A 26,787-nucleotide genomic window follows, 5' to 3' on the forward strand; every position below is an offset into this window, starting at 1 on the left:
CGAACTCCGCCGTGACCGCCCCGCCCTGTCCAGCGCCCCGCTACGCGTCCTCCGCCGCGTGCGGGAGTTTGGCGGCGATCAGGTCCATCACCGAGGCGTCGGTGAGCGTGGTGGTGTCGCCCAGCGACCGCTCCTCGGCCACGTCCTTCAGCAGCCGACGCATGATCTTGCCGGACCTGGTCTTCGGCAGCTCCGCGACGAACTGGATCTGCCGGGGCCTGGCGATCGGCCCGATCTCCTTGGTGACGTGCGCCTTGAGTTCGGCGTCGAGGCCCGGGTCCTCCTCCCGTCCGCCGCGCAGGATCACGAAGGACACGATCCGCTGGCCGGTCGTCTCGTCCTTCGCGCCGACCACCGCCGCCTCCGCCACCGCGGGATGGGAGACCAGCGCGGACTCCACCTCCGTGGTGGAGATGTTGTGGCCGGAGACCAGCATGATGTCGTCGACCCGGCCCAGCAGCCACAGGTCGCCGTCCGCGTCCTTCTTCGCCCCGTCGCCGGCGAAGTAGTAGCCCTGCTCCGGGAAGCGGGACCAGTAGGTGTCGCGGAAGCGCTCCGGGTCGCCCCAGACCCCGCGCAGCATGGACGGCCAGGGCTGGTCCAGCACCAGCAGTCCGCCGCCGCCGTCCGGGACCGGCACGCCCGCGTTGGTCACCACCTGGGCCGAGATCCCCGGCAGCGGACGCATCGCCGAGCCCGGCTTGGTCGCGGCCACGCCGGGCAGCGGCGCGATCATCATCGCCCCGGTCTCGGTCTGCCACCAGGTGTCCACGATCGGGCAGCGCCCGCCGCCGATGTGCTCCCGGTACCAGATCCAGGCCTCGGGGTTGATCGGCTCGCCGACGCTGCCCAGGATCCGCAGCGACGACAGGTCCGACTTGGCCGGGATGTCCCCGCCCCACTTCATGAACGTGCGGATCGCGGTGGGCGCGGTGTAGAGGATCGACACCTTGTACTTGGCCACGTTGTGCCAGAACCGGCCCCGGTCCGGGGTGTCCGGGGTCCCCTCGTAGAGCACCTGGGTGGCCCGGTTGCTGAGCGGGCCGTAGACGATGTACGAGTGGCCGGTCACCCAGCCCACGTCGGCCGTGCACCAGTAGACGTCGGTGTCCGGCTTGAGGTCGAACACGGCGTGGTGGGTGTAGGAGACCTGGGTCAGGTAGCCGCCGGTGGTGTGCAGGATGCCCTTGGGCCTCCCGGTGGTGCCGGAGGTGTAGAGGATGAACAGCGGGTGCTCGGAGTCGAAGGCCTCCGCGGTGTGCTGGTCGGACTGACGGTCCGTCAGCTCGTGCCACCACAGGTCGCGGCCGTCCTGCCACGGCACCTGCTGGCCGGTGCGGCGCACCACCAGGACCTTCTCGATCGACTCGGCGCCGTCCACCGCCTCGTCCGCCTGCGGCTTGAGGTCGACCACCGTGCCGCGGCGGTGGTAGCCGTCCGCGGTGATCAGCACCTTCGCCTCGGCGTCGTCGATGCGCGAGCGCAGCGCGGCGGCGGAGAAGGCGGCGAAGACCACCGAGTGCGGGGCGCCGATCCGGGCGCAGGCCAGCATGGCGACCACGGTCTCCGGGATCATCGGCATGTAGATGGCGACCCGGTCCCCGGCGACGACGCCCAGCTCGGTCAGCGCGTTGGCCGCCCGGCAGACCTCGCGCTGCAGCTCGGCGTAGCTGACCGAGCGGCTGTCGCCGGGCTCGCCCTCGAAGTGGATCGCGATCTGCTCGCCGTGTCCGGCCTCGACGTGCCGGTCCACGCAGTTGTAGGCCACGTTCAGCCTGCCGCCGGTGAACCAGCGGGCGAACGGGCGGTCGGACCAGTCGAGCACCTCGTCCCAGGGCTGCTCCCAGTGCAGCCGCGCGGCCTGCTCGGCCCAGAAGCCGAGCCGGTCGGCTGCCGCCTGCCGGTAGGCCTCCTCGGTCACGTTGGCGGTGGCGGCCAGCTCGGCGGGCGGCGGGAACCGGCGGGTCTCGTTCAGCAGGTTCGACAGGGTCTCCTCGGACACGGCTACCGCCTTCTCAGCGCGGGCCGGTCGGGAGCAGGCTCCGCCGGTGCGTGGCGTTGACCACGGTCGCGGCGGAGGCGTACAGGGCGGCGACGCCGGTGGCGATGCCGAGCCAGCCGCCGACCTTGGTCATCGCGTCCGGAGCCGGCATGCCGTTCTGGAAGCTGCCGATGGCCAGGAACACGAAGGTCAGCGTCAGCAGCACGAACACGGCCAGGACGGCGCTGGAGACGCGCAGCGAGGCGACCGCCATATAGGCCGTGAAGACCGCCCAGAGCAGCAGGAACAGCCCGAGCGCCTGGTGCACGTCGCCGCTGGCGGCGTTCAGGTGGGTGACAATCCACCAGTAGCTGAGCCAGAACGCGCCGTAGGAGGCGAACGCCGTGGCGCCGAAGGTGTTGCCGCGGCGGAACTCGAACAGGCCCGCCGCGAACTGGGCGATGCCTCCGTAGAACGCGGCGAGGCCCAGCACCACGATGATCGCGCCGTCCTCCTTGATGATGTGGGTGTTGATGAAGGACAGCATCAGCGTGGTCACCGCGAACCCGGCCAGTCCGAGCGGCGCGGGGTCGGCGGAGGACGCGGCGGGGGCCGCTGCGGAGGCGGCGGTGGCGGTTGCGGCTACCGGGGTCGGGGGCGGGACTTCGGCAGCCGCGGGGGTCTCGGCGGGGATTTCGCTGCTCATGATCGGGTCCTTCCGATCGAGAACGGATGAAGAGGCAAAGACGGGCGACGCCGCGTCGAATGGTGACGGGCGTCACCACAAAATCCACCAAATCCGAGACTACGCGCGGTACCACGCGAACGGACACCCCGCGGACACGACAACCGATCGCGGCCGGAAGACCGGGCTCCGACCCGGGGCCCAGGCCTCCCGCCGCGGGGGCTCAGGCTCCGACGAGATCGCCCGGGTCCGCGGCCGGCACACCGGCGGCGGCCGCCGCCCGACGACCGGCCAGTCGGCCAGAGAGCCGGTAGCCGCCGGCCATGACCGCGATCACCGCGATCGTCTCGACGGTGCCCCAGGCCCAGGTGGAGCCGCCGGCCGTCTTCGGCGCCAGCTTGGGCAGCTGCTTCGCGTCCACGGTGGCAGAAGCCGAGTGCTTGGCCAGGTCGGCCTGGTAGGCCTGGTTGCGGGCCGAGCCGTGCAGGAACGGGGCGACGAACAGCACCGCGAGCCCGAGCAGCACCTCCACCGCGACCACAACCGGGAACCGCCGCAGCAGCACGGTGGCCAGCGGGCGCTGGTCGCCCGCGGCGCGCAGGGCGTCGATCCGCGGGTGCAGCCAGAACTGGTTGAACACGCCCAGCACCAGCAGCCCGCCGAAGATCAGGATCTTCACCCCGAGCACCCGCCCGTACATGGTGGTGACCAGCTGGGTCGGCCCGTCGACGTGCTCCCAGTAGAGGAACAGGCCGGACAGCGCGATGGCGGCGACGCAGCTCATGGCGCAGACCGAGAAGCGGCGGATGGCGGCCGACCAGAACGCGCCGCGCTCGGCGGCGGGGACCGCGCCGAGCGCGGCGATGACCACCAGCCCGGCCAGCCCGCCGAGCCAGACGCCGCCGCCGATCAGGTGCAGCATCCACATCAGCGTCTCGAAGACGGTGCGGCCCCAGTTGTCGGGCGTCTTGTCGGGGAACCTGGTGCTGCCGAGCGCGACCGTGCCCGCGGCCAGACCGGCCCCGAGCAGCCAGCGCCGGGCTCGGCCCGCCGCGACCGTACGCAGCGTCAGCGGCGCCAGCAGCGCGGCGCCGACCAGGGAGAAGGTGACTTCGAGGCCGGACAGGCGGCCGTCGTTGCTGCCGTCGTAGAGCGAGTTCCAGGCCGCCGAGTAGTCGTAGCCCCCGCTCTGCGACGCGCCGTGGGCCAGGTCGGTGAGCACGGCGGGGACCGCGAGGACGCCGACCACGACCGCGACCAGGGCCAGCCGCGAGGTGATCGCGGCTATCGCCCCGGGCACGGTGCGGGCCGCCGCGGGCCCGGCGACCAGCAGCGCCAGGGCGGCCAGTCCGACGAAGCCCATCAGGGTGACCCAGGTGGTCCACGCCACAGCACTGTCCGCGAACGGACCCAACGGTGTCGACGGCGCATCAGCCGCGAGCTGCGGCAGGGCAGGGGACAGCAACGGCAGGGGCACGGGTGTGGCCTTCCTCGCAGATACGGGGGCACGTGAAGCAACAGGAACTTAGGTTAGCCATACCTAACCCACAATGGTCAATACCGCCCCCGCACTCCCCGGGCGTGGTGCCGCCCGGCGACCGCCCCGGTGCGGTAGTAATGGCGCAATGGAGCAGCTCGCCGCGGACAGTGGCCGGGTCACCCTGCTGGTGATGCTGCTGTCCTTCATCGCCACCTTCGGCGTGACCCGGCTGGTGGTGCGCCTGATCCGGTCCGGCCGCGGCCCGTTCGGCGACGTGCAGGTCGACGGCGTGCATGTGCACCACCTGGTACCGGGGATCTTCATCATGCTGGCCAGCGCCCCGCTGGAGTTCGTCCTCGCCCCGCACGGCGCCGCGCGCAACGCGCTGGCGGGCGTGTTCAGCGCCGGAGCAGCGTTGACGCTGGACGAGTTCGCGCTGTGGCTGCACCTGACCGACGTGTACTGGGAGCAGGAGGGGCGCCAGTCGGTCGACGCGGTGGTCGGCGTCGCCGGGCTGGGCACGGTCGGACTGGTCGCGGCCAACCCGCTGTCCCGGCAACAGGGCGAGGGGATCTGGTTCTTCGTCGGGGTGCTGTTGCTGCACGCCGCGACCTCGCTGGTGGCGGCGCTCAAGGGGCGGTACTGGTTCGCCCTGGCCGGGATCCTGGTGCCGTTCGCCTCGCTGGTGGTCGCGCTGCGGCTGGCCCGCCCCGGATCGTGGTGGTTCCGCCGCTTCTACCCTGCGGGTCAGCGCAAGGAGCAGGCGGCCAGCCGCCGGGCCGCCCGGCCGGGGCTGACCGGCCGGGCCGAGGGGGCGATCGGCGGCTTCCCACCCCGCGACGAGCCGTGAGCCCGGCGGCCGGGCTCACGGCTAGGGTTTCGGCGAACGAACAGACAACCCGTCAGAAACAGACAGTCCGTCAGGACGGCAGCGTCCACTGCTGGTTGGCTCCGCCGTCACAGGTCCAGATGTCGAGCTGGGTGCCGTTGGTGCTGCTGAACGCCGGGTCGTCCAGGCACTTGCCGGTGCCGGGGTTCACCAGGGCGCCGTTCTCCGGCTCCCACTGCTGGTTGGCTCCGCCGTTGCAGTCCCACAGCTCGGCCAGGGTGCCGTTGGCGCTGCCGGCCCCGGTGATGTCCAGGCACTTGCCCGCCGTCTGCAGCGTGCCGTCGGTGAAGGCCCAGCGCTGCGCCGCGGTCCCGTTGCAGTCCCACAGGTCGGCCTTGGTCCCGGAGACGGACGAGCCGGTGTAGTCGTCCAGGCACTTGCCGCTGATGCCGGAGGTGACCGGCCCCACCGGGGGCTGGGCGGTGCCGGTGCCCGGGGTGATCGAGAGGTTGTCGAACTGGTCGGTGCGGTAGCCCTGGATGCCGAGCCCGGCCTGCCCGGACAGGAACGAGGAGTCCGCCACCGACCCGACCGTGTGCCCGTCGACCGCGGCGCTGATCTGCGTGCCCTGGAAGGTGAACGACAGCTTGTGCCAGGTGCCGGTCCCCAGCGCGGTCGTGGTTCCGGTGGCCAGGGTGTGGTTGGAGCCGTCGGTGTACATCTTCTCGATCCACCACTGCCCGGTGTCGCGGATCCGGAAGTAGTAGGCGTTCATGTGCGACTGCGGGCGCTCCTGCTCATTGGCCCGGCCCAACAGTTCCGTCGTCCCCGCACTGCGCAGGAACACGTCCAAGTTGACCGTGTAGTTGGACCAACTGGTGTCCCCGATCAGCGAGTAGGCGTCGGAGTCGTCCTGCCACTCGATCGGCTTGACCGGCGCCATCTGCTGCAGGCACTGCCCGGAACGGCCACCCGCGCAGGGCTGCACCTCGTAGGCGCCCTGCATGTCGGACAGGTAGGTCGCCTCGGTGCCGCTGGCGTCGGCGTCGAAGTCGTCGGCGTAGGGCAGCGCCAGCGGGTGGGCCGCGGGCGAGGTCGCGGTGCCCTTGCCCTGCCCGGTGGTGCTGGTCACGGTGTAGACGTAGCCGGGCTGCATGGTCAGCGAGAAGCTCCCGCCGACCGGGGTGATGTCCTGGGTGTGGACGAAGTCGGTGGCCGCCTTCGGCGCGTTCACGTCGGTGGCCCACACGTGCACCGCGCCGGTGGACAGCCCGCCCTTGACCGTGAACGTCGCAGTCTGCGCGGCAGTGGCGGTGGTGGTCTCCAGGACCGTGGACCAGTCCTTGCCGTTGGGCGACTTCAGCGTGGTGTAGCTGCCGTTGGACTCGGCGCCGCCGAGGTAGCCGGAGCCGGAGTCGATGAACTTCCATCCCGGCTGCGCGAACTGGGTGACCTGCGCGGTGGCCCAGGTGTTCTCACCGATGCTGTAGTTCCCCGACCAGGGCGAGGCGGCGGTGGCCAGGCCGACGGTGGCGTAGGGCAGGTTGGGGTAGATCGCGGCGACCAGCGGCCAGTTGAGCGAGCCGGTGATGTCGGCGTCGACATAGCCGCGGGTGATCGAGCGGATCAGCGCGGGCGCGCCGCTGTTCATGTCCTGCGACCCGTTCTCGCTGGCCCACAGCGGTTTGCCGTTGTTCTTGGCGTTCGCCGTGCTGGAGCAGGTGTCCGAGTTCCCGCCGTCGCCGCCCTGGCAGGGGTAGTGCGCGCCGATGATCTGGACCGCGTTGTTGAAGGCGGAGTTGCTCGCCATGTCGTCGGCGACGCTCCAGCCGCTGTCGTCACCGACGATCTGCACGGCGCCGTAGCCGGCCGCGTTCAGCGCCGAGCGCAGCTGGATGTACCAGTTGACGTCGTGTCCGCGCTCGTTCCAGCCGCCGAGGTAGTCAATCGTCAGATTGTGCTGCTTGGCGCAACCAAGCCAGGAGATCAGGTAGTTGATGGTGTCGGTGGACCAGAATCCACCGCTGATCCAGCCGGGCGCGGCCCAGGCCAGACCGTACAGCTTGATGTTCGGGTTCCGCGCCTTGGCCTGCTGCATCAGCCAGAACTCGTAGCCCGCGTTGCAGTTGACCGTGCCCTTGCTGTGCTCGATCGACGGCTCGGAGCCGTCGGTGGAGTTGGCGTCCCCGCCGATCTCCGCCTTGAGGAGCTGCAGGTTCGCGCCGTAGTCGGGCTTGAACAGGTAGTCCAGGATCTGGCTCTGCTGGGTCGCCGGATAGTCGGCCAGCAGACGGGAGTTGCCACCGCCGCCGCTGATCGCGCCGATGCCGTCGAAGGTCCGCCCGCCCTGGGTGCCGTCCACGGTGACGGACGTGGCCGCGGCAGCCGCGTGCGCGGGGGCGCCGACCGCCAGCAGGGCGGCCAGCAGCGCCAGAATCCACAGGGGGGTGAGTCGGAGTAAGCGCGCCATGGTCAACGCCCTTCGTGTGGCGTGGATGTGGCCCACAGTGTGTTGTCGTGTTCATTTAAGTGTCAATACTCTCCACAAAAGACCAGAAGCCAACACTGTTGATCAAGGGATGCCGGAGGACATCAGGGGGTCTGATGGGGCGTCAATGGTCGTGCCCGGTAACGCCGCAGCAGCAACCAGAGGGTGAACCACACATACGCGTTCGCGCCCAGGAAGCCCACCACGCCCGCCACGCCCGGCCACCCGGGGGCGTCGAAGCGCCACAGCCACACCAGGCTGCTGCACAGCAGCACATGGCCGACCGCGGACCGCGCCAGCACCAGTGCCGGGAGCAGCCAGACCAGATGGTGCACCCAGGTCACCGGGCTGACCAGGCAGGCCGCCGCGCCGGTGAGGGCGAACGCGGTCAGCTGGTCCGGCGCCCGGCGCACCCGGTGCGCCCAGACCGCGAGCACCGCCAGCACCAGCAGCGGCCACAGCACCGGGTGCCCCGGATCGCCGAGCCGGGCCAGCACCCCGCGCAGCGACTGGTTCGAGACGTAGGCCGGATCGCCGACGCGTCCGGTGTCCCACAGCGCGGACGTCCAGTACCGCCGCGACGGGCCCGGCGCCAGCAGCCAACCGGCCCCGGTGGCGGCGAGGGCGACCCCGGTCGCCGTACCCGCCGCCCGCCGGCGCCGGGTCAGCAGCAGGGAGCCGATGAACAGCGCGGGCGTCAGCTTCACCGCCGCCGCGAGCCCGATGCCGACCCCGGAGAACCGGTGCGGCCGGAGGTCGGTCAGCACCAGCGCCAGCAGCGGCAGATTGACCTGGCCCAGGCTGAAGCTGTCCCGCACCGGCTCCAGCATCGCGAACAGGCACACCGCGACGACCGGGGGCCAGCCGGGAACCAGCCGCCGCAGCAGGTACACCGAGGCCGCGGTGTTCAGCGCGAACGCCAGACCCACCGCGACCCCGCGCGGCACCAGCGCATCCGGCAGCATGCACAGCGCGGCGAACGGCGGGTAGGTGAAGCCGTACGGCGTGCCGGGCAGCAGGTAGTCGTAGATCTGGCCGCTGTGCCGGACCCAGTCGTTGATCGTCCCGTAGTAGACGTACAGGTCGAACCAGCCCCGGTAGAACGGCACGGTGACCATGAAGACGACGGTGAAGCCCAGCAGCGCACCCTGCCCCAGGACCCCCGGCCGCTGAGCGCCCAGCCGCCTCCTAGCGCCCGCCTGCCTCGGGACCCCCGACCGAGGGACCCCCAGCCGCCGCAGCGCTCCCCGCCACGGGGCCCGCGGCCTCACCGGGCCGGACGTACGCACAGCAGGGCGACCAACGCGAGCAGGCCGCCGCCGGTGGCGAGCAGCAGCGGCGCGGCCCACACCGCCAGCGTCAGCAGCAGTTCCCGGCTGGACGGCGGCCGGTCCGACCGGACCGTCCGGCCGAGCCGCCACCACGCCCCCACCAGCAGCACCAGGCCGAAGTAGGCCAGGAACAAGCCGATCGAGGGATGCCGGACGCCCGCGGCCGACGGCAGCGCGCCCGCGCCGTCCGCCCCGCCCAGGGCCAGTGCGGTCGTTCCCGCGAGCCCCACCCACCGGTTCCGGTTCCGCACCCGAGCAGCGTGACCGCCGCAGGCGAACCCCGGGCCAACGCCGCCCGAAGGACGTACGGCGGGTCAGCGGTGACGGCGGGGCAGGGGCCGCGGCGGGGTGTTGGCGGGGCGGCAGGGCAAGCGGGGGGCGGGGAGGTTGCGGCGGGGCAGAGGTCGCGACAGGTCGGCGGTAGCGGCGGGCACCGCCACCGCCGGCCTGCGGCTCAGGCCGGGATGTTGTCCCGCACCGCCGCGCCGTGCCGCCGCACCGCGGCGGGGGCGCCCCGGTCCCGGGTCAGCAGGGCGTCCAGGGCCCAGGCGCCCGGCCCGGCGACGGCGATGAGCAGGAAGGCCCAGCAGAACATCACGGCCGGTTCCCCGGAGTTCTGGATCGGCAGCAGGGCCTTGGCCTGGTGGATGCTGAAGTACGCGTAGGCCATCGAGCCCGAGCACAGCAGCGCCGCGGGCCGGGCGCCGAGGCCCAGCACGACCAGGGCCCCACCGATGAGCTGGATCAGCGCGGCCCACCATCCGGGCCAGACGCCGGCCTGCAGGCTGTGGCCCGAGCCCATGTTGCCGCCCATGATCCCGAAGATCGTGGCGACGCCGTGGCACAGGAACAGCGCCCCTACGACGACGCGGAACAGGGAAAGGACATGCGGCCAGAATTTGTCGAACAGCACGGTGGTCCTCCGTCGGAGTCTGCGTGGCGGGTCCCCACGGGCCACCGGACCGGTGCGTCGGCGTACTGCTGCTGCGCTACGGCCAGATCGCCCATCGGGCCACTGCCCGCAAGGGGAACGGCGTGCCTGCCTGTTCGCCTGCGCGGTGCCGGGATGGGGGTGTACGGTCCCGCTCCGGTTCTGACCTGACCGGCGCTGAACCGATAGTTACGCACATGCCAAGGGTGGTCAACAGGGTGGCGGTTCCGGAACCCAGCCCGCCCCTTGCACGGGAATTCGTATACGTCGCGTTCACCAGAGAGCGCTCTCTGGTTTCATGTACCCGGACCTGCGCAAACACCCTCTCGGCCCGCTCCACGCGCCGGACCGGGGAGAATTCCACACCTACGGGGATATTGACGCCGTGTCACCGGCACTGCTTCACTCTGCTTCGGAGAGCGCTCTCCCCACGATGCGGCGCTCCGGCCTTCCCCACCCCCAGGAGGCATCCCATGAACCCCCATCGGGCGTTCCACCCTCCTCGCTGACTGTCCGTCACCGGTGCCCGGCCTTCCCCGCCCCGCACCGGTCTCTTGCTGCGCGGGCCACCCACCCGCGTTCCACCTAGGTAAAGAGGTGCGGTCCCCCATGACCGAGTTCAGTAGCAGTGACAGACCCGATGTGGCAGCCGGGCGCCCCGCGCTCCGGCGCGGGGCCGCAACACCGGGCCGCCGAGCCCGTACCAGCGCGGCGCTCCTCGCCGTCGGCGCGGTCGTGGTGGCGCTCGGCGCCCCCGCGGTCAGCGCGGGCGCGGCCGGCACCGAGACCACACTGGGCCGCACCGGGTGGACCGCCACCGCCAGCACCAACTCGGCTGCCGGGGACGCTCCTTCGAACGCGATCGACGGCAGCGCCAACTCCCGCTTCAGCTCCGACGCGGCAGCGGCGACCGGGATGTGGTTCCAGGTCGACCTGGGTTCGGCCAAGTCCTTCAACCAGGTCGTGATGGACTCCACCAACTGGGCCGGTGACACCGCGCCCGGCTACAAGGTCGAGGTCTCCAACGACGGCACCACCTTCACCACCGTCGACACCGAGGCGGCGCAGACCGGGATCGAGACCGCGACCTTCGCGGACCAGACCGACCGCTACATCCGGATCGTGCTGACCGGCAACTCCACCGGGGCCTGGTGGTCCATCGGCGAGTTCAACCTCGCCACCGACGGCGGCACGGGCACCGGCGGGGGCGGCACCGGGGGCGGGACCGGCGGCGCCGAGACCACCCTCAGCCGCACCGGCTGGACCGCCACCGCGAGCACCAACTCCGGTGCCGGGGACGCTCCTTCGAACGCCATCGACGGCAACGCCGGCACCCGCTACAGCTCGGACGCGGTGGCCGCGCCGGGGATGTGGTTCCAGGTCGACCTGGGTTCGGCCAAGTCCTTCAACCAGGTCGTCATGGACTCCACCAACTGGGCCGGCGACACCGCGCCCGGCTACCAGGTCCAGGTCTCCAACGACGGCAGCACCTTCACCACCGTCGACACCGAGGCCGGCAAGGCCACCAGCGAGACCGCGACCTTCGCCGACCAGAACGCCCGCTACGTCCGGATCGTGCTGACCACCGCGTCCACCGGCGCCTGGTGGTCCATCGGCGAGTTCAACCTCGCCACCGACGGCGGCACCGGAACCGGCGGAGGCGGCACCGGCACCCCGGCCCCGCCCACCGGCGGCAGCCTCGGCGCCAACGTGATCGTGTTCAGCCCGACCCAGGCGCAGAGCGACATCCAGAACCAGCTGAACACCATCGCCAACCAGCAGTCCGACAACGAGTTCGGCACCCAGCGCTACGCGCTGTTCTTCAAGCCGGGCACCTACGGCTCCGCGGCGAACCCGCTGGTGTTCACCGTCGGCTACTACACCGAGGTCGCGGGCCTGGGCAAGAACCCGGGCGACGTCACCATCAACGGCTCCATCAACGCCTTCAACCGCTGCCAGGGCGGCGGCTACAGCAACTGCAACGCCACCGACAACTTCTGGCGCTCCATCAACAACCTGACCGTCAACGTGATGGGCAACTCCGGCTGCTACTCCGGCGACGACTTCTGGGCCGCGTCCCAGGCGTCCCCGATGCGCAGGGTGCACATGAACGGCAACGTCACGCTGATGGACTACTGCACCGGCGCGCCCGACTACGCCTCCGGCGGCTTCATCTCGGACTCGCAGTTCACCGGCGGCACCATCACCAACGGCTCGCAGCAGCAGTACCTGACCCGCAACTCCGCCCTGGACGGATGGAGCAACGGCGTCTGGAACCAGGTGTTCAGCGGTGACACCGGCGCCCCGGCGCAGAGCTTCGCCGCCAACTCCGGTGCCAGCGGCGGCCCCCAGCCGTACACCACGCTGGCCGCCAGCCCGGTGACGCAGGAGGAGCCCTACCTCTACACCGACGCCGCGGGCAACTACAACGTGTTCGTCCCGGCCAAGCAGACCAACTCCACCGGTCCGACCTGGCTGAACGGCAGCACCCCCGGCACCTCGCTGCCGCTGAGCACGTTCTACGTGGTCAACGCGTCCAGCACGGTGGACCAGATCAACGCCGCGCTGAACGCCGGTGACAACCTGCTGTTCACCCCGGGCGTCTACAACGTCCCGAGCACCATCCAGGTCACCCACCCGGACACCAAGATCATCGGTCTGGGCTTCCCGACCCTGGTCCCGACCAACGGCAACACCACCATGTCGGTCGCCGACGTGGACGGTGTAAACGTCTCCGCGATCATCTTCGACGCCGGACCGGTCAAGTCCCCCTCGCTGCTGCAGATCGGCACCGCGGGCTCGACCGTCAGCCACGCCAGTGACCCGGTCACCGTGGACGACGTCTTCCTGCGCGTCGGCGGCGCCACCGCCGGTTCGGTCACCACGGCCTTCATCGACAACAGCAACAACTCGATCATCGACGACATGTGGTCCTGGCGTGCCGACCACGGCGCCGGCGGCGGCGTCTGGACCAGCGACCAGGCCGACACCGGCGTCATCGTCAACGGCAACAACGTCACCGCCTACGGCCTCGCCTCCGAGCACTACCAGAAGGACGAGACCGACTGGAACGGCCAGGGCGGCACCGTCGTCTTCTACCAGAACGAGAACCCCTACGACGTGCCGAACCAGGCCGCGTGGATGGCGAGCGGGACGCAGAAGGGATACCCGGCCTTCCACGTCGCCAACAACGTCACCTCGTTCCAGGGCTACGGGATGGGCGCCTACTCCTACTTCAACCAGGGGGTGGACATCCACAGCTCGATGGCCTTCCAGGCGCCCAACACCGCCGGGGTCCAGTTCCACGACATCCTGACCGTGTTCCTCAACGGCTCGGGCGGGATCGACTCCGTGGTCAACGGCACCGGAGCGGCGGTCTCGCCGACCTTCGGCGGGCCGAGCAACGTGGTCTCGTACCCGTGACTCGTTGACCCGCGCGTTGTGTTGAAGGGGAACTGACGCACCGACAGTAGCGACGAGGGCCGGGGAGCAGCCGTAACAGGCTGTTCCCCGGCCCTCCGCCGTGTCCCTCCTTCAGGCGGGGCCGACGGCGTCGACGCTGCGGAGGAAGGCGAGCAGGGCTCGGGTGAACTGCTCGGGCGCCTCCTGGGTGGTGTAGTGGGCGGCGCCGTCCAGGAGGACGGTGCGGCCGTTCGGGACGGTCCGGATCAGGTGGTCGGTGGTGGCGAGGACGCCGGGGGCGTCGAGGGCGCCGTTGACGGCGAGGACCGGGACCCGGATTCCCTTGGCGCGGCCGGGCACGTCCTCGACCGGGACGACGTGGTTGGGCTCGTCCGGGGTGTGCTTCGCCAGGGTGCACAGGGCCATCTCCCTGACGTGGGCGACGATCGCCGGGTCGACGTCGGCGAGGGGGCGTCGGGGGCCCGCGATCCACTGGACGAAGTGGTCGAGGTAGCCCTGGATGTCTCCGGCGGCGAGCGCGTCGAACTGGCGCTGGTGCAGGGCGGCGGCCCAGGCGTCGTCCAGGTCCGGTTCGCCGAGGCCGCGACCGCTGACGACCAGGGCGCGGACCAGGTCCGGGTGTTCGATCGCGGTGTCGACACCGGTCATCGCGCCCATCGAGACTCCGACCAGCACCACCTGACGCAGCCCCAGATGGCGCAGCAGCGCGGCGAGGTCGTCGGTGGGCCGGAACGGGCGGCTCGCGTTCGCGGAACGGCCGTGGCCGCGGGCGTCCGGGGCGATGACGCGGTAGCCGAGGGCGGTCAGCCCGGGGATCAGGTTGTCGAACTGGGTGTGGTCGACGAAGCCGCTGTGCAGCAGCACCAGCACGGCAGGGGCGTCGGCAGCGGCGTCGGCGTCGCGCGGACCGGCGTCGCGGTAGGCGAGGGGGCCGTCCTGGGATTCGAAGATGCTGAGGGCGTCGAGGGCGAGGGCGTCGTCGGGGGCGGTGTCGGGGGTCCGGGCGTTCGCGAAGGTCTCGGGCTCAATCATGACACCTAAGGTGTCATGATTGAGGAAGAACGGCAACTAGGTTGTCATGAGGCATAGTGGTGCCGTGACCACACCCGACCACGCCCCCCTCCCCGCCGAGCAGTTGCCGGAGCGGCTGATGGAGGTCTTCGCCCTCGTCGGCCCGCTCTACCGGCGGGTCCAACGGCGGATCGAGCAGGACGCCACCCAGGGCATCTCCGTCGGCGTCCGCGCCGTACTCGATCTGCTGCGCGAGCAGGGGCCGCTGACGGTCCCGCAGATGGGCCGGGCCCAGTCGCTCAGCCGCCAGTTCGTGCAGCGGATGGTCAACGACGCGACTGCGGCCGGGCTGGTGCGGAGCATCCCCAATCCGACCCACCAGCGCTCGTCCCTGATCCAGCTCACCGAACCGGGCCGGGCCGCCATCGCCGCCGTGACCGCCCGCGAGCACGCGCTGCTGCGGCAGGTCGGCGGCGACCTGACCGAAGCCGACCTGGCCACCTGCGTGCATGTGCTCAGCCGGATGCTGGAGCTGTTCGCGGACGTGGACCTGACCGGCGCCGAGCCGCCCTGCTGAGAGCGGTGACCGAGGGCCCCCGCGGTCACCCGGTCTCGGCGGCCTCCCGCAGTGCGGCCCAGGTCAGGGTGGTGGCGGTGCGGACGATGCTGGCGACGGCGGTCTCCGGCTCCAACCCGTGCAGGTCGGTCAGGCTGAACAGCGCCTCCGCGCTGACCACGACCGCGAGGCCGTTCTTGAGCTGGGCCATCGCGGCAGGGTCGGTGACCGCGAGGGTCCGGTCCAGCGGGGACAGCGCGTGGTCGATCAGGCCGAAGCGCAGGCCCGGACGGGCCGTGGCCTCGCCCGGCCGGACGACGGTGGCCGCGATCATCGCGCGGACCACGCCCTGCCGGGCCAGCACATGGCGCAGCAGGAACTCGGTGGCGACGGCGACCCGTGCGACCGGATCCTCGGAGTGGGCGACCGGCGCGAGCGCCTCGGCCGGGTCGGGCAGCTGCCCGGCGATGGACTCCTGGAGCAGGCTGGCCAGGTCGGGGAAGTAGCGGTAGGCGGTGGCCTCGGAGACCAGCGCGGCCTTGGCGACCTCGGGCATGGTCACTTCGCGGCCGGTGCGGCCCAACTCGGCCGCTGCCTGCACGATCGCGGTGCGCGTGCGCAGTTTCTGGTTGGCACGCCCCGCTGTGCCCTGCGACGACGTCATCGGTCGTTCCGCCTCTCGTCCGCGCGGTCGGGTAGGGAGTTCACTCCCACGCCCCCAGGAACAGGAGGGAGCTTGCACATCATAACGCAAGCATCCTACAGTCATGAGAGCATCCTCTCACAAAGGAGTCGGCCCCATGGCCATGGACACTGTCTCGATCGTGCCCCCGGACGGCGGCGAGGTCATCGAACTGGGCCCGGCCCGGATCCGCATCCTGGAGGACGGCAGCACCACCGCGCACCGGCTCGGCATCGGGGAGATCACTCTCGCCCCGCACAGCGCCGGCCCGCCCCAGCACCGTCACGCCCGGCACGACGAGGGCTTCTACGTCGTCTCCGGCACCGCCAGGTTCACCGTCGGCGACACCGAGTACGAGGCGCCGACCGGCAGCACGGTGATGGTCCCGCCCGGCGTCCCGCACACCTTCGCCAACCCCGGGGACCAGCCGGTCGTGCTGCTCAACACCTTCACCCCGGACCTGTATGTGCAGTACTTCCGGGATCTCCGCGACGCCATCGCCCGGGACGGCGGGCTGACCGCGCAGGCGACCGCCGAGACGATGGCCCGCTACGCCACCACACCGGCCACCGACTTCGCCTGACGCCCCGTCGGCATCCCCCGCAGACTGTCGTCGGACCGCCCGAGTCAAACGGCCCGGTCAGACCGTCTCATCCGGCTTCACGACGGTGTCGACGAACTCGCCGATGGCCCCGAGAGTCTGCCCCGGCTGCTCGATGTGCGGGAAGTGCCCGGCGTCGGCGACCGGCACGAAGTGGCCGTCAGCGAACGCGTCGGCGTAGCCGCGGCCGTAGTCCAGGGGCGCGATGCCGTCCTGCTCGCCCCAGACGACCAGCGTCGGCACGGTCACCCGGCGCAGGCGGCGGCGCAGCTTCGGATCGTGCGTGAACGTCTCGCCCGCGTACGTCGCCAGGGTCTTCTGGTTGGCGGCCATCCCGGCCCGCTGCGCGTCGCTGAACGAGGAGAAGTCGGGACGGAAGGCCGGGTTGGCGAAGGACAGCCTGCTCATCTCGGCCGGTGCCATGCCCCGGACGTCCACGACGCCGGGGCCGCCGTCGGCGGCGGCTATGCCCACGGCATTGAGCAGGACCAGGCAGCCGACCCGGCCGCGGGTGTCGCGCAGGGCCATCTCGGCGGCGATCCAGCCGCCGATGGAGTTCCCGACGACCATGACCCCGGTCAGGTCCAGGGCGTCGAGCAGGTCCAGGTAGGCGATGGCCAGGTCGGCGATGGTGTCGGCCCACTCCGGACGGGGCGTGCCGTCGAAGCCGGGATGGGTCGGCGCGACGGCGTACACCTGCCCGGAGAGCGCGGCACCCAGACCGGCCATGGTGCGGGGTCCGGCGCCGCCGTGCAGCAGCAGTACGCCGCTGCCGTCGGAGGCGGTGCCGTACTCCTCGATGGTGACGGACAGGCCGTCGGTGAGCTCGACGGTACGGGCGGAGGCGGTGGCAGCGGCGGCAGGAGCAGCGGTATCGGTGGCACTCATGATGCGATTTCCCCTTTACGAGAGTTGACTCTCATAAATATAGGAGGCTCGCACGCCTTATGCAAGTCCACTCTCACGAATCCACGCACAACGGCCCCGACTCCGCCGAGGGAGTCGGGGCCATCAGCACTGGTCAGTACTGGTAGTAGCCGATCAGGTTGCCTCCCGCCGCGATGGTGTTGGTCTGCACATTGGTTCCGGTCTCGTAGGCGTTGATCATCTTGCCGTTGCCGATGTAGATGCCGACGTGGTCGGTGTCCGAGGCGCTGCTTCCGAAGAAGGCCAGGTCGCCGGGCACCGGGGAGCTGACCCGGCTCATCTCGTTGATCTGCTGGCCGGTGGGCCCTGCGCCGAGGACGTCGGACCCGTAGGCGAGGGAGTAGACCCAGCGGGCGAAGCCCGAGCAGTCCACTCCGACCGCGGCGGGGTTGGTGCAGCTGAGCGACTGCGGGTCGCCGACGCAGGTCCCGGTGGACGGGCCGGGGGTGCCACGGTGGCCGCCGCCCCACACGTACTGGACGTAGCCGCCGCCCCAGCCGGTCTCGGCCGAGCCGTTCTCGATCGCCTGCGCATAGCTGACGATCTTGGACAGCGTGCTCCCGGTGGGCGGGGGCGGGGTGGGGCCTGTGGTTGACGTTCCGTCAAGGGACGCCTTGGTGTCCGGTCCGACGATGCCGTCGGCGGACAGGCCGTGCGCGCTCTGGTAACTCTTCACCGCGGCCAGCGTCCCGGCCCCGAAGTCGCCGTCCACGGACAGGCCCGCACCATGGCTGTTGAGCAGTTCCTGCAGCTCGGTGACACAGCCGTCGATCTCGCCCTCGCTGATGTCGGCCGGACACTGCGCCGACGTCAACGGGATCGGCGCCGGCACGGTGCTGGAAACGCTGTCCAGCGACGCCTTGGTGTTGGGCCCGACGATGCCGTCGGCGGACAGGCCGTGCGCGCTCTGGTAGCTCTTCACCGCGGCCAGCGTCCCGGCCCCGAAGTCACCGTCCACCGTCAGCTTGGCGCCGTGGCTGTTGAGCAGCTGCTGCAGCTTGGTCACGCAGCCGTCTATCTCGCCCTCGCTGATGTCGGCCGGGCACTGCGCCGACGTCAGCGCTATCGGCGCGGGCGCGGTGCCGCCCACCAGCGCGGCCTTGGTGTCGGGCCCGACGACGCCGTCCGCGGACAGGCCGTGCGCGCTCTGGTAGCTCTTCACCGCGGCCAGCGTCCCGGCCCCGAAGTCACCGTCCACCGTCAGCTTGGCGCCGTTGTCGTTCAGCAGCTGCTGCAGTTCGGTGACGCAGCCGTCGTCCTCTCCCTCGGCGATGTCGGTGGGGCAGCGGGACGAGTCGAGCGCGATCGGGCCGGGCGCCGAGGTGCCGGTGTTGTCGAGGGCGGCCTTGGTGAGCGGGCCGACCACGCCGTCGGCGGACAGGCTGTGGCCGCTCTGGAACGTCTTGACCGCGGCCAGCGTGCCCGCGCCGAAGTCGCCGTCGACGGTCAGGCCCGCGCCGTTGCGGTTCAGCAGGTCCTGCAGTTCGGTGACACAGCCGTCCGACTCGCCCTCGGCGATGTTGGTGGGGCACGCCGACGAGGTGAGCGCTATCGGCGTCGGAGCGGCGGCCATCGCCGGGGACGCGGTCACCACCACCCCCGCGCCGAGCAGGGCGACCGTGACGGCGAGCGAGGCCCATGCGCGGAGCGGGGACCTTCGAGGCCGTGTCGTAGTCGTCGTAGTCGCGCGGAGACGGCGGGTGCTGCGGTCGGCGTTACGGCGGGCGCTGGGGCCGCGCCTGCGCCCGACGGGCGGGGAATCGGCATCCACGGGAAAGGACTCCTCTGGCTTGTCGACAGCGGAACAGAGACGGAGCCGGCCGGAATCCGGCTGCGACAGAACTGTTCCCGACCGGACCCGCCCGGTGCAGCCGATTCGGCTGCTGTGGGACGCTCCCCCGTCGTCCCACAGCTCTGACCAGCGGATTGAGTCGAGGATAGGCCCGTGCTTGAGCCGTTCCGGGCATTGCGGCGAACTTTTGACGACGGGTCACCGAGGTGCCTTGAAGGGGGTCCGGCGGTGTGGAACACTGCGGATCATTCGGAGATCCGAGCCGACCCCAACCGATCAGTGTTCAGCGGCCACGCGCTGGAAGCAACGACCTCGCTCCCACGACCCCGCTCCCACCGTGAGGATTCATGGCGTCAAGCTGGAAACCCCTCCCCGCCCATCTGTCCTCCCCGGCCCGCCTGCTGACGGAGCGTCTGCGCGAGGTCAAGGACACCCGGCAGCTGTCGTTGGCGGACATCGCCGGGCGCACCCACTACAGCAAGGCATCGTGGCAGCGCTGGCTCAACGGCGAACGGCTGGTCACCGCACAGGCGTTGGAGAGCCTGCTGACCCAGGTCGGCGGCGACGCGGACGCGCTGCGCGGTCTGCTGGCGCAGGCAGCGGTGGCGGCGTCCACGGGCGCGTCGGACGATGACGCGCCGGACGGCCCGGGTGCGCGTCCGGACGCGAGTCCGGCCGTGGCCGACGCCGTCCCTCTGCCAACGGACCCTTTAGCGGTCGGCTCACCCGCTGGCCCCGCACCTGTCGGCCCCTTGCCGGTCGGCGCCGCACCGGTCGGACCCGGCCGACGGTCGCCGTTACGTGAGCCGCGATTTCTGCTCTCGCTGGCGAACCTGGCCGCGCTCGTCGCGCTGATCGTCGTCGGCGTGGCCCTGCTCGCCGCCCCGGCCGCCCACTCGGCCCGGCCACGGACGACCCCCACCCCAACCGCCACCGCCACCGCAGCCGCAGCCGCCGCGGGCACGCCGGACTGCGTGGGCGTCGGCTGCACCGGCCGGGACCCCCAGCTCACCGGATGCGGGGCCGACGCGGTGACCCTGCTCACCGGCAACGTCGGCAAGGTCATCCTGTACATCCGCTACAGCCCGTCCTGCCGGGCCGCCTGGGCCAAGCTCACCGACGCGGCACCGCGGGACACCGCGACCATCACCACCAACGCGGGTCAGAGCGCCGTCGCCCTGGTCCACTGGGGCTATGACGCCTACTCACCCATGGTCGACGCCGACAGCGGCACAGTGACGCTGCGGGTCTGCGGGCAGCAGCCGCAGGGGAAGGGGTGCACCCTGCCGGTCTCCGACCCGGCGGCCCGCCACTGGCCCTCCCCGGGCACCCCCGACCCGCGCAGCGCGTCAGCCGCCGTCCGCTAGCCCCAACCGTCCCCGCAGGAACCGGCGTTCGGCGTCGGTGGGGGCCAGGGCGAGGGCCGCGCGGTAGCTCTCGTCCGCCTCCGGCTGTCGTCCGGCCCGGCGCAGCAGGTCGGCCCTGGTCGCGTGCAGCAGGTAGTACTGGTCCAGCCGCCCGGTCGCGGCGACCGCGTCGACCAGCGGCAGCGCCGCCTCCGGGCCCTCGGCCATGCCGACCGCGACCGCGCGGTTCAGCTCGACCACCGCACCCGGCGCCACCGCGGCCAGCCGCTCGTAGAGTCCGACGATCTGCGGCCAGTCGGTGTCGGCCGCGACCGGCGCGGTGGCGTGGCAGGCGGCAATGGCCGCCTGGATCTGGAACGGCCCGGCCCGGCGCCGGCGCAGCGCCCGTTCGACCAGTTCCGCGCCTTCGGCGATCCGGTCCCGGTCCCACAGCGAGCGGTCCTGCCGGTCCAGGGTGACCAGGTCTCCGTCCGCGTCGACGCGCCCGGCCCGGCGGGCGTCGTGCAGCAGCATCAGCGCGAGCATGCCCTGCGCCTCCGGCTCGTCGGGCATCAGCCCGGTCAGCACCCTGGCGAGCCGGATCGCCTCCTGGCACAGCCTGGCCTTCCGCTGGTCCCCGTAGCCCTCGTTGAACAGCAGGTACAGCACCTGGAGCACGGCCGGAAGCCGCTCCGGCAGCAGGTGTCCGGGCGGCACCCGCAGCGGGACGGCCGCGTGCGCGATCTTCTGCTTGGCCCGGAACAGGCGCTGGCCCATGGTCCGCTCCGGTACCAGGAAGGCGCGGGCGATCTCGGCCGTGCTCATCCCGGCCAGGCTTCGCAGCGTCAACGCCACCTGGGCGTCCAGGTTCAGCGCCGGGTGGCAGCAGGTGAACATCAGCTCCAGGCGCTCGTCCGGGATCTCGCCGTCACTGGTGTACACCGGCGGGTGCGCCGACGGGTCGGGGTCGGAGTCGGGTTCCGTGGCGGCCACCTCCCGCAGTTTCGCCGCCTCGGTGGCGGCCCGGCGGATCCGGTCGACGGCGCGGTTGCGCGCGGTGGTGGTGAGCCACGCCAGCGGCTGCTCCGGCAGGCCGGTCCCGGGCCACTTCCTGAGCGCCTGCGCGAACGCGTCCTGCGCGCACTCCTCGGCCAGGTCCCAGTCGCCGCCGGTGAACCGGATCATGGTGGCCACGATCCGGCCCCAACCGTCGGCGTAGATCCCGGCGATCCGGTCCCGCACCTGATCAGGCACCGGATCACGCACCTGTTCCGGTGCCTGATCAGGTTCCTGACCCGGCGGTTGCTCCGGCAGCTGTTCCGACACGGATGGTGTGCCTAGTCCTCGTCGTCGGGCCAGAACGGGCGCAGTTCGATCATGCCGCCCCAGGCCATCGGGTGCTTGGAGGCGACCTCGATGGCCTCGTCGAGGTCGGCGCACTCCAGGATGTCGAAGCCGGCCATCTGGTCCTTGGTCTCGGCGTACGGGCCGTCCGTCAGCAGCACCTCCCGGTTGCGGACCCGGACCGTGGTGGCGTCGGCGGCGGGCCGGGTGCGGTTGCCCATCAGCCGGATGCCCTTGCCGTCCATCTCGGTGACCCAGTCCTCGACGTCCGGCGCTCCGTCGTCCTGGCCGGGCTTGAAGTCGGGGTCGGTGCAGACGAGCATCAGGTACTTCATGATCGAGAACTCCCATCGCGGGTTCGGGTTCGTCATCTGGATGACGAACGGGTCGGGCGTTCTACTACAGGTCCGCTCAATATTTTTTCACAGCGCTCATGATTCATGGATGTGAACAATCTGAGCCCGCACCTCGAGGCTGCATATCCATTGACGCTGGAAAAGCAGCCGTGCTATCCAGATCTGACGGGCCATTGGACTAGACCTAGTTCATGTATATGAACGCCATCCAAGCTTCGGAAGGACCCCCACATGCGCACCCGTTCCAGGATCCTCGCCACGGCCGTCACCGTGGGCATAGCAGGCACCCTCGGCGTCATGGGCACCAACGCGGACGCCGCCTCCCCCTCGAAGGCGCCCGGCGGCAACTTCAACCTCTCGGTGTGGGAGCTGCAGGAGCCGGTCGGCTCCCCCGGCTCGCCGACGACCATCCCGTCCTCCGAGCTCCAGGGCTCGAACGGCTACCAGGACTCGTACTTCTACACCGACACCCGCGACGGTGCGATGACCTTCTGGGCCCCGGAGAAGGGCGTCACCACCCCCAACTCCAACTACGCCCGCTCCGAGCTGCGCGAGATGAACTCCAACGGCACCGCCGCGGACTGGGCGCTCAGCGGCAGCCACAAGCTGAGCGCGACACTGCGGGTGGTCTCCGTGACCTCGAACGTCTGCGTCGGGCAGATCCACCTCGGCTCGGGCGGCTCGTCCACCAAGCCGCTGATCGAGCTGTACTACCACTCCAGCGGCGACATCGTCGCGGGCGTGGAGAACTCGCCCTCCGGCGGCCAGACCACGCACACGGTGGGCCATGTGTCGATCGGCAAGACCTGGACCTACACGATCGCCGTCTCCGGCGGCAACACGATCGACCTGACCGTCAACGGCAGCACCACCCACTACGCCATCCCGTCGTCCTTCGACGCCTACAAGGACTACTTCAAGGCCGGCTCCTACAACCAGTCCTCCTCGAACAGCACCACCAAGGGCGCCCGCGTCGCCTTCTACGGACTGACCGTCTCGCACAGCGGCTGACCCCCAGCCGGCACCCGAACGGACCGACCGACCGGCCCGACCGGCCACCGACCGGCCCGGCGGCGTGGAGCTACGCCGCCGGGCCGAAGCGGCGCCGGTAGTCCAGCGGGCTGAGCCCGGTCCCGCGGCGCATCACCGCGCGCAGGTTCGCGGCGGTGCCGAGGCCGCTCTGCCGGGCGACCACCGCGAGCCGGGACTCCCCGCGCTCGATCAACCGGCAGGCCAGCGCCAGCCGCTGCCCGTTCAGCCAGGCCAGCGGGGTCGTCCCCAGCTGCGCCCGGAAGCGCCGGTGCAGCGTCGCCGGGCTGACCCGCGCTCGCTCCGCCAGCGCGGACACCGTCAGCGGCGTCTCCAACCGCTGCTCGGCCCAGGCCAGCACCGGCGCCAGCGACTCGTCCGGCAGGTCGGGCATCGGCCGCTCCACGAACTGCCGCTGGCCGCCGTCCCGGTGGGCGGCGAAGACCAGCCTGCGGCTGACCGAGTTGGCCGCCTCCGCGCCGTGGTCCCGCCGCACCACATGCAGCCCCAGGTCGAGCGCGGCGGCGCTGCCCGCCGCGGTCAGGATGTCGCCGTCGTCCACGAACAGCACGTCGGGCTCCAGCCGCACCAGCAGGAAGCGGGCCCGGAACGCGTCGGCCCACTGCCAGTGCGCGGTGGCCCGGCGCCCGTCCAGGACGCCCGCCTCGGCCAGGGTGAACGCCCCGCTGCAGAAGCCGACCAGCCGGGCCCCGCGCGCGTGCGCCCGCCGGACGGCGTCGAGTACGGCCGGACGGCGCGGCACGTCGGTGTCGGGCCGGTTGGGGACGATCAGGGTGTCCGCCGACTCGGCCGCCTCCAGGCCGGGGACCTCGCTGAGCGCGAAGAAGCCGTCCCGCATCAGCGTCCGCGGCTCGGGCGAGCAGAGGGTGAAGTCGTAGAGTTCGCGGCCCAGTTCCGGTCTGCGCAGGCCGAACACCTCGATGGCGCAGCTGAGCTCGAAGGGGTTGGAGTTCTCGTCCACGACGACCACGACCCGGTGCAGCGGGTGCTGCGAGGATTCTTGCGGCATGTGCTATTCCTAGCACTCACCCGGGGCCGTCCGCACCGGGAAGGATGGGTCCCATGACCCAACGACCGATTGTCCTCGCCGAAGCCCTGGCCTCCTTCGACGCACTGTGGAGCCCCCGTATCGTCACCCGCGTCAACGACTACGACGTGCGCGTGGCCAAGGTCGACGGCGAGCACGTCTGGCACGCCCACGACGACACCGACGAGTTCTTCCTGGTACTGGACGGCGAACTGCACATCGCGCTGCGCGAGCCCGCGGCTGAGCCCGAGCCCGCGGGTGAGCGCACCGTGGTCCTGCCGCGGGGAGCGGTCTTCACCGTGCCGCGCGGCGTCTGGCACCGGCCGTCCGCTCCCGGCGGAGCGTCGATCATGATGTTCGAGCCCACCGGGACACCCACGGTCGGCGACCGCCACGACGAGGTCCCGGCCCACGTGGACGCCACCACGGGCCATCCGCTCGGCGGATGAGGGCTTCTGAGGTCGCGTCATCCGCCGCTCAGTGCACCGCCGACTGGTACACCGCCGGGGCGGGTGCGGCGGTGCGGGCCGGGCGGCGCAGGCGGACGGCGGTGGCCAGTGCCGCCGTCGCGCTCAGCACGGCGGTGGCGGCGAAGCCGTAGCGGGTGTCGCTGTGGTCGGTGACGGTCGCGACCAGCAGCATGGCCACCACCGTGGCGGCCAGGCCGCCGCCGTTGGCCAGGCCGAAGGCCCTGCCCACCCGGGTCGCGTCCACCGAGGCCATCAGCAGGTTGCGGGACGCGATCCGGGCCTGGCCGAAGACGAAGGCGCCGAGCGGGACCTGCACTGCCAGCCCGATCACCCCGAACTGCGGCTCAAGGACGAACAGCACGTCGCAGAGCAGGAAGGCAGTGGTGGCGACGCCGAGATCGCCGAAGCGGCGGCCGAGGACCTTGTAGGCGCCGGTGGCGAACAGGAAGCCGAGGCTGCCGAGCGCGTCGATCGCCCCGAAGGTGCCCGCGCCCCGGTGCAGTTCGCCCAGGACCAGCTTGGGCAGCAGCGCGTTGAAGACGGTGACCACGACGCTGCCCTGGGCGAAGAGCAGGATCAGCCAGCCCATCGGGAAGCCCGCGCCGGTCGGGGCCGTCGGGGCCTCCGCAGCCGCCGAAGCTGCTGTCTCCGGGAGCGCCGGGCCAGCGAGCGCGGCGGCCGGGCGGCGGCCGACCCCGATCACGCAGAGCGCCGACACCGCGAAGGTGCCCGCGTTGACCAGCAGCAGCGGCACCGCCCCGAACGCCTGGACGGCCAGGCCGCCGACGGTCGCCGAGAGCAGCATTCCGGCCTGGGTGGCCATCTCGTAGTTGGCGTTGAACGACCGCAGCCGCTCCGACCGCACCCGTTCCTTGATCAGTGCGGCGCTGGCCGGGAAGAACAGCGCGCTGACCACCGCCAGCGCGAATCCGGCCAGGTAGATCCCGGGGCCCGGCGCGCCGCCCCAGGCGAGCCAGACCGGCAGCGCCAGCGCGGTGACGGCGCTGGTCAGGTCGCTGCCGATCCACAGCCTCCGCCGGTCGAAGCGGTCGACCAGCCGTCCGAAGAACGGCGACAGCAGCGCCTGCGGGACGGCGACCGCGATGAACAGCCAGCCGACCGCCAGCATCGTCGGGTCGGACTTGATCACCAGCAGTGCGCCCGCGATCAGCTGGACGTTGTTGCCGAGGGCGGTGATGAAGGCGGCGGGGACGAGCAGTCGCTCGGCCCGGCCGACGGGGTGTGGGGAAGCCATGACGTCAGTGAAGCGGGCATCCCCTGACACCGTCTGTCAGTGGATGCTGGGAGACTCTCCCCATGCGTGCGAGCCGTCTGCTGTCGATCGTCCTGCTGCTGCAGAGCCGCGGCCGGATGACGGCGCAGGAGCTGGCGGACGAGCTGGAGGTCTCGGTCCGCACGGTCTACCGGGACATGGAGTCGCTCGGCGCGGCCGGTGTCCCGGTCTACGGCGACCCGGGCCACGACGGCGGCTACGCCCTGCTCGACGGCTACCGCACCCGGCTGACCGGACTGCACGGCGACGAGGCCGACGCCCTGTCGCTGGCCGGGCTGCCGGGACCGGCGGCCGAGCTGGGCCTCGGCTCCGTGCTCGCGGTGGCCCAGCTGAAACTGGACGCGGCCCTGCCGCCGGTGCTGCGCGAGCGCTCGGCCCGGATCCGCGAGCGGTTCCACCTGGACGCGCCCGGCTGGTACCGCGCCGCCGAACCGCTGCCCCACCTCACCGCGGTCGCCGACGCGGTGTGGAACGAACGGCCGCTGCGGCTCCGCTACCGGCGCTGGGCCGAGCCGCGGGAGGTGGAGCGCGAGGTCAGCCCGCTCGGCGTGGTGCTCAAGGGCGGGGTCTGGTACCTGGTGGCGGCGGCAGGTTCCGGGGCCGGGGCCGGGCCCGTCGTCCGCACCTACCGGGTGTCGCAGATCCTGGAGCTGGCCCCGGGCGCCCCGGACGGCGGGTTCGAGCGGCCGGACGGGTTCGACCTGGCCGGGTACTGGCAGGCCTCGCTCGCCGACTTCGACGCCCGGCGCTTCCACGGCGAGGCCGTGCTTCGGCTGTCCCCGGAGGCGCTGCGGCGGATGCCGGACCTGTTCGACTCGGCGGTGCTGGCCGCGGTCGAGGCCAGCGCGGGGGCGCCGGACGCGCGGGGCTGGGTCCGGGCCGTCATCCCGATCGAGTCCACCGCGCACGCCCTGGGCGAGGTGTTCCGGCTCGGCTGGGGCGTCGAGGTGCTCGCCCCGACCGAGCTGCGCCGACTCGTCGCCAGGACCGCCGCGGAGATGCAGCGTCTGCACGCGGACGACCGGCCGGACGACGGACCCGACGACGGACCGGACGGCTGACGGAGCGTCAGCGGGAGGTGGCTGGGGACCTCCCCGGTGGGTGACCCTGATGGTTCTCCGCCTCAGGTACCGGCGGTCGGCACCTCAGGCGGAGGTGCCGGGCCGGGCCGGCTTCCTAGGCT

General features: G+C 71.6%; 23 protein-coding genes. 8 read left to right on the forward strand and 15 right to left on the reverse strand.

The annotated features are described in order from the left end of the window. Positions 1-40: 40 nt before the first annotated feature. From acs to ACEZDE_RS03025, 3 genes are all read right to left on the reverse strand, one after another. Complete coding sequence (acs, locus tag ACEZDE_RS03015; RefSeq protein WP_380531644.1) at positions 41-2,002, reverse strand: acetate--CoA ligase; 1,962 nt, start codon at positions 2,000-2,002, stop codon at positions 41-43. 13 nt (positions 2,003-2,015) lie between these two features. Beyond that, entirely contained in the window at positions 2,016-2,687 is a 672-nt protein-coding gene (locus ACEZDE_RS03020) for an acetate uptake transporter (RefSeq protein WP_380531647.1), read from the reverse strand. 202 nt (positions 2,688-2,889) lie between these two features. Beyond that, positions 2,890-4,056, reverse strand: coding sequence for a copper resistance D family protein (locus ACEZDE_RS03025; RefSeq protein ID WP_380531649.1), 1,167 nt, complete (start codon positions 4,054-4,056; stop codon positions 2,890-2,892). 235 nt (positions 4,057-4,291) lie between these two features. Between ACEZDE_RS03025 and ACEZDE_RS03030 the strand changes: the two genes are divergently transcribed. Beyond that, positions 4,292-4,996 (forward strand): hypothetical protein, encoded by a 705-nt coding sequence (locus ACEZDE_RS03030; protein WP_380531651.1) that lies wholly within the window; start codon positions 4,292-4,294, stop codon positions 4,994-4,996. A gap of 70 nt (positions 4,997-5,066) precedes the next feature. Here the strand turns inward: ACEZDE_RS03030 and ACEZDE_RS03035 are convergent, their stop codons facing one another. The 4 genes from ACEZDE_RS03035 to ACEZDE_RS03050 form a co-directional block, all read right to left on the reverse strand. Next, positions 5,067-7,445, reverse strand: a complete 2,379-nt coding sequence (locus tag ACEZDE_RS03035) for a ricin-type beta-trefoil lectin domain protein (RefSeq protein WP_380531654.1) — start codon at positions 7,443-7,445, stop codon at positions 5,067-5,069. Between the two features lie 122 nt (positions 7,446-7,567). Continuing rightward, complete coding sequence (locus ACEZDE_RS03040; RefSeq protein ID WP_380531656.1) at positions 7,568-8,581, reverse strand: glycosyltransferase 87 family protein; 1,014 nt, start codon at positions 8,579-8,581, stop codon at positions 7,568-7,570. A 149-nt stretch (positions 8,582-8,730) separates the two neighbouring features. Further along, entirely contained in the window at positions 8,731-9,045 is a 315-nt protein-coding gene (locus ACEZDE_RS03045; RefSeq protein WP_380531659.1) for a hypothetical protein, read from the reverse strand. Positions 9,046-9,248: 203 nt separating this feature from the next. Next, positions 9,249-9,707: a DoxX family protein gene (locus ACEZDE_RS03050; protein WP_380531661.1), complete on the reverse strand. Its 459-nt coding sequence runs from the start codon at positions 9,705-9,707 to the stop codon at positions 9,249-9,251. Positions 9,708-10,334: 627 nt separating this feature from the next. Here ACEZDE_RS03050 and ACEZDE_RS03055 point away from each other — a divergent pair. Continuing rightward, entirely contained in the window at positions 10,335-13,148 is a 2,814-nt protein-coding gene (locus ACEZDE_RS03055; RefSeq protein ID WP_380531664.1) for a discoidin domain-containing protein, read from the forward strand. Positions 13,149-13,259: 111 nt separating this feature from the next. On the opposite strand, the gene ACEZDE_RS03060 is transcribed toward ACEZDE_RS03055, so the two are convergent. After that, complete coding sequence (locus ACEZDE_RS03060) at positions 13,260-14,180, reverse strand: alpha/beta fold hydrolase (RefSeq protein ID WP_380531666.1); 921 nt, start codon at positions 14,178-14,180, stop codon at positions 13,260-13,262. 118 nt (positions 14,181-14,298) lie between these two features. Between ACEZDE_RS03060 and ACEZDE_RS03065 the strand changes: the two genes are divergently transcribed. Then, positions 14,299-14,736 carry a MarR family winged helix-turn-helix transcriptional regulator gene (locus tag ACEZDE_RS03065; protein WP_380532332.1) on the forward strand — a complete coding sequence of 146 codons (438 nt, stop codon included), beginning with the start codon at positions 14,299-14,301 and terminating at the stop codon, positions 14,734-14,736. A gap of 25 nt (positions 14,737-14,761) precedes the next feature. Here the strand turns inward: ACEZDE_RS03065 and ACEZDE_RS03070 are convergent, their stop codons facing one another. Then, the gene (locus ACEZDE_RS03070) at positions 14,762-15,379 is read right to left on the reverse strand and encodes a TetR/AcrR family transcriptional regulator (RefSeq protein WP_380531669.1); all 618 of its coding nucleotides are present in this window, start codon (positions 15,377-15,379) and stop codon (positions 14,762-14,764) included. A gap of 142 nt (positions 15,380-15,521) precedes the next feature. Here ACEZDE_RS03070 and ACEZDE_RS03075 point away from each other — a divergent pair, with 142 nt between their 5' ends. Then, positions 15,522-15,980 carry a cupin domain-containing protein gene (locus tag ACEZDE_RS03075; protein WP_380532335.1) on the forward strand — a complete coding sequence of 153 codons (459 nt, stop codon included), beginning with the start codon at positions 15,522-15,524 and terminating at the stop codon, positions 15,978-15,980. A 57-nt stretch (positions 15,981-16,037) separates the two neighbouring features. Here ACEZDE_RS03075 and ACEZDE_RS03080 read toward each other — a convergent pair whose 3' ends face one another. Next, positions 16,038-16,886: an alpha/beta fold hydrolase gene (locus ACEZDE_RS03080; RefSeq protein WP_380531672.1), complete on the reverse strand. Its 849-nt coding sequence runs from the start codon at positions 16,884-16,886 to the stop codon at positions 16,038-16,040. 133 nt (positions 16,887-17,019) lie between these two features. Further along, positions 17,020-18,696: a C40 family peptidase gene (locus tag ACEZDE_RS03085; RefSeq protein ID WP_380531674.1), complete on the reverse strand. Its 1,677-nt coding sequence runs from the start codon at positions 18,694-18,696 to the stop codon at positions 17,020-17,022. Between the two features lie 368 nt (positions 18,697-19,064). On the opposite strand from ACEZDE_RS03085, the gene ACEZDE_RS03090 reads away from it, so the two are divergent. Continuing rightward, positions 19,065-20,084: a DUF2690 domain-containing protein gene (locus tag ACEZDE_RS03090; protein WP_380531676.1), complete on the forward strand. Its 1,020-nt coding sequence runs from the start codon at positions 19,065-19,067 to the stop codon at positions 20,082-20,084. On the opposite strand, the gene ACEZDE_RS03095 is transcribed toward ACEZDE_RS03090, so the two are convergent. Both ACEZDE_RS03095 and ACEZDE_RS03100 read right to left on the reverse strand, forming a co-directional pair. After that, positions 20,067-21,317 (reverse strand): RNA polymerase sigma factor, encoded by a 1,251-nt coding sequence (locus ACEZDE_RS03095; protein ID WP_380531678.1) that lies wholly within the window; start codon positions 21,315-21,317, stop codon positions 20,067-20,069. The genes ACEZDE_RS03090 and ACEZDE_RS03095 overlap by 18 nt on opposite strands. 83 nt (positions 21,318-21,400) lie before the next feature. Then, positions 21,401-21,778 (reverse strand): YciI family protein, encoded by a 378-nt coding sequence (locus ACEZDE_RS03100; RefSeq protein ID WP_380531681.1) that lies wholly within the window; start codon positions 21,776-21,778, stop codon positions 21,401-21,403. A gap of 216 nt (positions 21,779-21,994) precedes the next feature. On the opposite strand from ACEZDE_RS03100, the gene ACEZDE_RS03105 reads away from it, so the two are divergent. Further along, positions 21,995-22,774, forward strand: a complete 780-nt coding sequence (locus ACEZDE_RS03105; RefSeq protein ID WP_380531684.1) for a polysaccharide lyase family 7 protein — start codon at positions 21,995-21,997, stop codon at positions 22,772-22,774. Positions 22,775-22,844: 70 nt separating this feature from the next. Here ACEZDE_RS03105 and ACEZDE_RS03110 read toward each other — a convergent pair whose 3' ends face one another. After that, on the reverse strand, positions 22,845-23,822 hold the full coding sequence (locus ACEZDE_RS03110) for a GlxA family transcriptional regulator (protein ID WP_380531687.1): 978 nt from the start codon (positions 23,820-23,822) through the stop codon (positions 22,845-22,847). A 53-nt stretch (positions 23,823-23,875) separates the two neighbouring features. Between ACEZDE_RS03110 and ACEZDE_RS03115 the strand changes: the two genes are divergently transcribed. After that, positions 23,876-24,289 carry a cupin domain-containing protein gene (locus ACEZDE_RS03115; RefSeq protein ID WP_380531689.1) on the forward strand — a complete coding sequence of 138 codons (414 nt, stop codon included), beginning with the start codon at positions 23,876-23,878 and terminating at the stop codon, positions 24,287-24,289. Positions 24,290-24,317: 28 nt separating this feature from the next. Here the strand turns inward: ACEZDE_RS03115 and ACEZDE_RS03120 are convergent, their stop codons facing one another. Then, on the reverse strand, positions 24,318-25,565 hold the full coding sequence (locus tag ACEZDE_RS03120; RefSeq protein WP_380531691.1) for an MFS transporter: 1,248 nt from the start codon (positions 25,563-25,565) through the stop codon (positions 24,318-24,320). 62 nt (positions 25,566-25,627) lie between these two features. Between ACEZDE_RS03120 and ACEZDE_RS03125 the strand changes: the two genes are divergently transcribed. Continuing rightward, on the forward strand, positions 25,628-26,665 hold the full coding sequence (locus ACEZDE_RS03125; RefSeq protein WP_380531694.1) for a helix-turn-helix transcriptional regulator: 1,038 nt from the start codon (positions 25,628-25,630) through the stop codon (positions 26,663-26,665). Positions 26,666-26,787 lie beyond the last annotated feature (122 nt).

The organism is Streptacidiphilus cavernicola, from assembly GCF_042510955.1.
GTDB classification, from domain to species: domain Bacteria; phylum Actinomycetota; class Actinomycetes; order Streptomycetales; family Streptomycetaceae; genus Streptacidiphilus; species Streptacidiphilus cavernicola.